This is a genomic window from Micromonospora sp. NPDC050276 (assembly GCF_044459545.1).
In the GTDB taxonomy this organism is placed as follows: domain Bacteria; phylum Actinomycetota; class Actinomycetes; order Mycobacteriales; family Micromonosporaceae; genus Micromonospora.
This window is the reverse complement of sequence record NZ_JBITJA010000037.1, coordinates 1-8,093: the sequence shown is the minus strand read 5'-3', so window position 1 is coordinate 8,093 and position 8,093 is coordinate 1. Positions and strand designations below refer to the sequence as shown.

The window sequence follows — 8,093 nt, the reverse complement described above, 5'->3', positions numbered from 1 at the left end:
GAGTTGTATCTCGCCGGAATCCAGTTGGCACGGGGCTACTGGGGTCGGCCGGGGCTGACCGCCGAGCGGTTCGTCGCCGACCCGTACAGCCGGGGTGGCCGCCTCTATCGCACCGGCGACCTCGCGACGTGGCGGCCGGACGGCGAACTCGTCTACCTGGGCCGCACCGACGACCAGGTGAAGTTCCGAGGCTTCCGGATCGAGTTGGGTGAGATCGAAGCTATCCTCACCGCCCACGCCGATGTGTGGCAGGCGGCCGTGGCCGTCCGCGACGACCGGATCGTCGCCTACGTCGTCGGCGAAGCCGACCCGGCAGCACTGCGCGCACACGTGGCGGCCGCACTTCCGGACTACATGGTGCCGGCCGCCGTCGTGGCCCTGGACGCGTTGCCGCTGACCACCAACGGCAAACTCGACCGCAAAGCCCTTCCCGCGCCCGACTTCGCCGCCTCCACGACCCGCCGCGCGCCGGCCAACCGCGACGAAGAGCAGCTCTGCCAGGCCTTCGGCGAGGTGCTCGGGCGCGACGATGTCGGCGTCGACGACAACTTCTTCGACCTCGGCGGCCACTCCCTGCTCGCCACCAAGCTCGTCAACCGCATCCGCTCCCTGCTCGGGCGCGAGACGACGGTGCGGGACCTGTTCAACGCCCCCACCGTCGCCAGCCTGGCGGGCCGGCTCGCCGCCCCGGGCCGTACGGGAATGGCGCGAAGGTCTCGCCCCGAGACCGTGCCCCTGTCGGCGGCCCAGCAACGCCTGTGGTTCCTCAGCCGCCTCGAGGGACCGAGCCCGACCTATCACCTGCCAATGGTGCTGCGCCTGACCGGCCCGCTCGATCGCGACGCGCTCGCCGCCGCCCTCACCGACGTGGTGACCCGCCACGAGGTGCTGCGGACGGTCTTCCCGATCGTCGACGGCGTGCCGTGCCAACGAGTTCTGCCGCCGTCCCCGGTCACGTTCACCGACGGCGTGCCGGTCTTCGATTTGACGACCGACATCCCGCTGCGGGCCAGCCTCACCTCGACCGTCCCCGACGAACACCTGCTGACGCTGGTCGTGCACCACATCGCGGGCGACGGCTGGTCACTCGCACCGCTGGCCCGCGACATCTCGACCGCCTATCGGGCCCGGCTGCGTGGCACCGCACCCTCGTGGAACCCACTGCCCGTGCAGTATGCGGATTACGCGCTGTGGCAACGCGATCTGGACGTGTCGAACCAGTTGGCCTACTGGCGGGACGCCCTCGCCGGGCTTCCGCTTGAGCTGGCGCTGCCGGCCAGCCGCCCCCGGCCCGCCGTCGCCTCCCACCGCGGTGAGATGATCGACCTGAATCTCGACACCGCGCTCTACGCCCGCCTCACCGCCTTCGCCCGAGCCGAGGGCGTGACGCCGTTCATGGTGATGCAATCGGCGGTCGCGGTGCTGCTGTCCCGCCTGGGTGCGGGCTTCGACATTGCCTTGGGTACGCCGGTAGCCGGGCGCAATGACGACGCCCTCAACGACCTCGTCGGCTTCTTCACCAACACGCTCGTGCTGCGCGTCGCCGTCGGCGGCACCTTCGCCGAGACGGTGCGCCGCGTGCGGGAGACGAGCCTCGACGCGTTCGCAAATCAGGACGTGCCCTTCGAGCGGATCGTGGAGGAGCTTGCCCCGGCCCGCTCGCTCGGCCGGCACCCACTGTTCCAGGTGCTGCTGGCGTTTCAGAACAACGAGACCCCGGCACTCGACCTCCCCGGCCTCGCCGTCGATCCGGTCACCCCCGAATCGCTGCCGGCGAAGTTCGACCTCGACCTCACCTTCGCCGAGACGACCGCCGGCGGGCTGCGCGGCCGACTCGTCTACGCGACCGACCTGTACGACGTCGACGTGGCCCGCGCGCTCGCCGATCGGCTCGTCCGTCTGCTCGAGGTGGCACTCGACCGGCCCGACTGCCCGGTCGCCGCGCTGAGCCTGCTGACCGACGCCGAGCGGGCACAGGCCGTCGACGACACCACCTGGCCGGTCCCCGCCGTCCTCGCACCCCAACTGGTCGAGGCCTGGGCCGCCGAAACCCCGGACGCGCCCGCCGTCGACCGGCTCACCTACCGCGAGCTGAACGCGCGCGCGAACCGGCTCGCCCGCTACCTGATCGACCGCGGCGTCGGCCCGGAGGCCCTGGTCGCCCTGCAACTTCCCCGCTCGGCCGAGCAGGTCGTCGCGTGCCTGGCGGTCCTCAAGGCCGGCGGCGCCTACCTGCCCATCGATCCCGCCTATCCGGCCGCGCGCATCGCCTTCATGCTCGCCGACGCCCGCCCGGCCGTGATCCTCGACGGCCCGGTCGACACGTCCGCCTACCCCGCCACTGACCCCGGCCTCGAGGTGCGACCCGAACATCCCGCCTACGTCATCTACACCTCCGGCTCCACCGGCTGGCCAAAGGGCGTCGTCGTCACCCACCGGGGCCTGGCCGCCCTCGCCGCCGCCCAACGCGAGCACTTCGCCGTCACCCCGGGCAGCCATGTCCTCCAGTTCGCCTCGCCCAGCTTCGACGCCGCCGTCTCGGAATGGGCGATGACGCTGTGCGCGGGCGCCCACCTCGTCGTCGGTACGAAGGACGACCTGATGCCGGGCGAGGCGCTGCGCCGCACGGTCGCCGAGCACGCCGTCACCCATGTGACGCTGCCGCCGGCTGTGCTCGCCGTCCAGGACCCGGCCGGCTTCGAAACGGTGACCGTGCTGATCTCGGCCGGCGAGGCGCTGCCGGCCGACGTGGCCGAGCGCTGGCGGTCCGGGCGTCGGCTGATCAACGCGTACGGCCCGACCGAGGCAACCGTGTGCGCCACGGCGAGCGAGCCGCTGGCGGCCGGGGAGACACCCTCGATCGGTGTCCCGATCGCCGGGGTACGCGCGTACGTGCTGGATGCCGCTCTGCGTCCGGTGCCGCCCGGCGTGCCCGGCGAGCTGTATGTGGCCGGCCTCGGACTAGCCCGCGGCTACCTCGGTCGGCCCGGCCTGAGCGCCGAACGTTTCGTCGCCGACCCGTTCCGCCGCGGCGAGCGCATGTATCGCACCGGCGACCTGGCCCGCCGCCGCCCCGACGGCATCCTCGACTTCCTCGGCCGTACGGACTTCCAGGTGAAGGTACGCGGCTTCCGTATCGAGCCCGGCGAGGTCGAGGCCGTGCTGCTCGGCTTCGCGGGGGTGCGGCAGGCGGTCGTGCTGGCCCGCGCCGACCGCCTTGTCGCCCACGTGGTCGGCGACATCGACGTGGCGGCGCTTCGCGCACACGCGGCACGAACCGTGCCGGAGCACATGGTGCCCGCCGCCGTGATGGTGTTGCAGGCGTTCCCGCTGACCACAAACGGCAAGCTCGACCGAGCTGCCCTGCCCGACCCGGCCTTCGAGACCGGCCACCGGGAACCGGCGACCCCCCGGGAAAAGCTGCTCGCCCGGGTGTTCGCGGCCGTGCTGGGTCGCGAACGGGTCGGCGTCGACGACAACTTCTTCACGCTCGGCGGGCACTCGCTGCTGGCCACCCGCCTGGTCGCCCGAATCCGGTCGGTCCTCGGCATGGATGTGTCGCTACGGCAGCTGTTCGAGGCGCCGACGGTCGCCGCGCTCGCCGGGCGGCTTTCCCTCGCTGGACCTCCGCGGCCCGCCCTGACGCCGCGCCCCCGGCCCTCGACGGTGCCGCTCTCCCTGGCGCAGCAACGGTTGTGGTTTCTCAACCAGCTCGACGGGGCCGCCGCCTACAACATTCCGATGGTGTTGCGCCTGACCGGGCCGCTCGACCGGGACGCCCTCGCCGCCGCGCTGACCGACGTGGTGACCCGCCACGAGGTGCTGCGCACGGTGTTCCCGCTGGTCGACGGGGTGCCGCACCAGCGTGTCCAGCCACCGTCGGTTGCCTTCCGCGAGGTGTCGCCGGCCGAGCCGTTCGACCTGACCGGCGAGGTCCCGCTGCGGGTGGGGCTGACCTCGACCGGGCCGGACGAGCACCGGCTGACGCTGGTCGTGCACCACATCGCCGGCGACGGCTCGTCGCTGGCGCCGCTCGCCCGGGACATCTCGACCGCGTACGCGGCCCGGCTGCGCGGTGCCGTGCCCTCGTGGACTCCGTTGCCGGTGCAGTATGCGGACTACGCCCTGTGGCAGCGCGAGCTGGACCTGTCGGAGCAGGTGGCGTACTGGCGGGACGCCCTTGCCGGGCTTCCCCCGGAGCTGACCCTGCCGGCGAGCCGGCCCCGCCCCGCGGTCGCCTCGCACCGCGGGGCAGCGGTCGACTTCGCGGTCGACGCGAACCTGCATGCCCGGCTCACCGAGTTCGCCCGCACCGAAGGTGTCACGCCGTTCATGGTGCTGCAGTCGGCGGTCGCCGTGCTGCTGTCACGCCTGGGTGCGGGGTCCGACATTCCGCTTGGTACGCCGGTAGCCGGGCGCGAGGATGAAGCCCTCCACGACCTCATCGGCTTCTTCGTCAACACGCTCGTCCTGCGGGTCGAGGTCGGCGGCACCTTCTCGCAGCTGGTGCGCCGAGTACGCGAGTCCACCCTGGACGCCTTCACCCACCAGGACGTGCCGTTCGAGCAGGTCGTCGAGGAACTGGCCCCGGCCCGCTCGCTCGGTCGACACCCGCTCTTCCAGGTGATGCTGACGTTCCAGAACACCGAGACGCCCGTGCTCGACCTGCCCGGCCTCGCCGTCGAAGCCGTGCCCGCAGGGCAGACGCCGGTCAAGTTCGACCTCGACCTCACCTTCGCCGAGCGGACCGGCGGCGGGCTGCGCGGGCGGATCACGTACGCCACCGACCTGTTCGACGCCGACGTGATCGAGGCCATGGCCGGGCGGCTGGTGCGCGTGCTCGACACGCTCATCGCCCAGCCGGAGCAGCCCGTGGAAGCGGTCGACGTGCTGTCGGCGGGGGAGCGGGAGCAAATCCTGGGCGGCTGGAACGACACGGCCGTCGCCGTTGCGTGGTCTTCGGTAGCCGAGATGGTCGAGGCGCGAGTCGCGGCCGCGCCGGACGCGCCGGCCGTCGACGAGATCACCTACCGGGAGCTGAACTCGCGGGCCAACCGGTTGGCGCGGCGGCTGGTCGCGGACGGGGCCGGGCCAGAGTCGATCGTCGCGGTTCGTATGCCTCGATCGGCCGACCTGGTGGTCGCGCTGCTGGCGGTGCTGAAGGCGGGGGCGGCCTACCTGCCGATCGACCCGGACTATCCGGCCGAGCGGATCGAACTCATCCTCGATGAGGCGCGACCGATTGCGGTGATCGACGAGGTGGTCGTGCCGGACGGTCCTGACCATGACCTCGGCGTGCGGGTGCTGCCCGAGCATCCGGCCTATGTGATTTACACGTCCGGTTCGACTGGCCGTCCCAAGGGCGTCGTGATCCGGCACGCGGGGGTGGTCAACTATCTGGCTCGGGCGGCGGCGGTCTATCCGGGGCTGGCCGATGAGGCGCGGTTCCATTCGTCGGTCGGGTTCGACACCACGGTGACGTCGGTGTTCGGCGCGCTCGTCTCGGGTGGTCGGGTGGTGACCGGGGAGCGACAGACGGCGTTCTTGAAGGTCACCCCGGGGCACTTGGCCGCGTTGTCCAACATTCCGGAGAAGCTGCTCATGGTCGGCGGTGAAGCGCTCCGCTACGACCAACTTCCCGCCTCGGTGCCGGTGATCAACAGTTACGGCCCGACTGAGACGACCGTGGCGTGTACCGACTTTATGGTTGACGGCCGTGGTGACGGTGTTGTGCCGATCGGTCGCCCGATGTGGAACACCCGCGTCTACGTGCTCGATGCCGCGTTGCGCCCGGTTCCGCCTGGCGTGGTGGGGGAGTTGTATGTCGCGGGCGCTGGTCTGGCTCGTGGCTATCTCGGCCGTCCCGGGTTGACGGCGGAGCGGTTCGTGGCGTGCCCGTTCGGCGGGGGCGGCCGGATGTACCGCACCGGCGACCTCGCGAAGTGGCGCCCGGATGGTGTGTTGGAGTTCCTGGGCCGCACCGACGACCAGGTGAAGGTGCGCGGCTACCGCATCGAACTCGGCGAGGTCGAAGCGGCGGTCGCCGCACACCCGGAAGTCCGGCAGGCCGCGGCGACCGTGCACGGTCAGCAGGTCGTGGCCTACACCGTGCCGGCCGTCGACCCGCAGGAACTGCGCCGGTTCGTGGCCCACACGTTGCCCGATTACATGGTCCCCGCGGCCGTCGTCGCCTTGACCGAGCTTCCGCTCACCGTCAACGGTAAGGTCGACCGGCGCGCCCTGCCCGCCCCCGACTACGCCGCAGCCGTCACCGGACGGGCGCCGCGCGGGCAGCGCGAACGGGTTGTGTGCGAGGTGTTCGCCGACGTCCTCGGCCTCGACCGGGTCGGCCTGGACGACGACTTCTTCGCCCTCGGCGGGCACTCGCTGCTCGCGATCACCCTCATCGAGCGGCTGCGCGAGCGAGATGTCATGGTCGATGTCCGCACGCTGTTTCTCAACCCGACCCCGGCCGGTCTGGCCGCGAGTTCGGGTCGCGCCGAGGTTCTGGTCCCGCCGCGCCGCCCACTGTCTCGCCCGTTGACGCCCGAGATGTTCCCGCTGGTCGACCTCACCGCCGACGAGATCGCCCAACTGCCCGACGACGTGGTCGACGTCTACCCCCTCGCACCGTTGCAGGAGGGCATGTACTTCCACCACCTGATGCACCGGGAAAACGACGTCTACGTCCTGCCGGTCGAGCTGTCCTTCGACTCGCGACAACGCCTGGACGCCTTCGTCGCCGCCCTGCAGCACGTCGTGGACCGGCACGAGATCCTGCGCACCTCGATCCACAGCTTCCGCGAGCCGGTGCAGGTCATCCATGAAAAGGCAACGATCCCGATCTCGTACGGGGAGAACGTGCCGATGGACCTGACCCAGGCCCCGTTGCTGCGGGTCAACGTCGTCGGCGACCGGGCTCTCGTGCGGATCCACCACATCGTGCAGGACCACACCGCCCTCGACGTGCTGCTCGGCGAAGTACGCGCCTTCCTCGACGGCACAGCCGGCGAGCTACCCGAGCCGGTACCGTTCCGCGACTTCGTGGCCCGCGCCCGACTCGGCGCAACCGACCACGAGGAGCACTTCCGTGCCGTGCTGGGCGACGTCGAGGAGCCGACCGCCCCGTACGGTCTGCTGAACGTCCAGGGCGACGGCTCCGGCATCGCCGAGGCGTCGCGGCCGCTGCCCGCCGAACTGGCCGCCGCCATTCGGGAGACGGCCCGCCGCCACCGCACCACCCCGGCGGTCGTGCTGCACGCCGCCTGGGCGTACGTGCTGGCCGCGATCACCGGGCGGTCGGACGTGGTGTTCGGAACTGTCCTGTTCGGACGCATGGGCGCCGTGGGCGGGGAACGCACGCCGGGGCTGTTCATGAACACGCTGCCCCTGCGGATCGACGTCGACGCGTCGGACGTGCTGGACCGCGTACGCGAGCAACTGGCTGACCTGCAGGCGCACGAGCACGCACCACTCGCCGTCGCCCAGCGGGCCGCCCCCGTCAGCCCGCTGTTCACCACGCTGCTCAACTACCGGCACAACGCCCCGTCGCCGGGAACAGGCGGGCTCGACGGCATCCGGTTGCTGAGCGTCCGGGAGCGCACCAACTACCCCATCGCCGTGATGATCGAAGACGGTGGGGCGGGATTCGTCGTCACCGTTCAGGCGGCTGCGCCCGCCTCGCCCTGGCTGCTGCGCGACATGATCGAGACGGCGGTCGCCGGGCTGGTCGGCGGGAAGCGACCCGAGACGCTTCCGGCCGCACTGCGCGACAAGATCCTGCACGGCTGGAACGACACGACCAGGCCCTGTCAGCCGTCGACCCTGCCCGAGCTGTTCGAGGCTCAGGCGGCGGCGACCCCGGACGCGCCGGCCGTGGATGCGGTCACTTATCGGGAGTTGAGTGAGCGGGTGAGCCGGTTGGCCGGGGTGCTGGCCGCGCGGGGAGTCGGCCCGGAGACCCGGGTGGCCGTGATGCTGCCGCGCTCGGTGGACTTGATCGTCGTTCTGCTGGCGGTGATGAGGGCCGGCGGCGCGTACGTGCCGGTCGATCCGGACTACCCGGCCGATCGGATCGCGTTTGTCATCGCGGA

The 8,093-nt window shown here is 71.5% G+C and carries 1 protein-coding gene; it reads left to right on the top strand.

Translation table 11 applies throughout. The features are described from left to right. Positions 1-8,093 (top strand): amino acid adenylation domain-containing protein (locus ACIBF8_RS31930; RefSeq protein WP_396787632.1); only part of this gene is annotated, 8,093 nt, incomplete at both ends.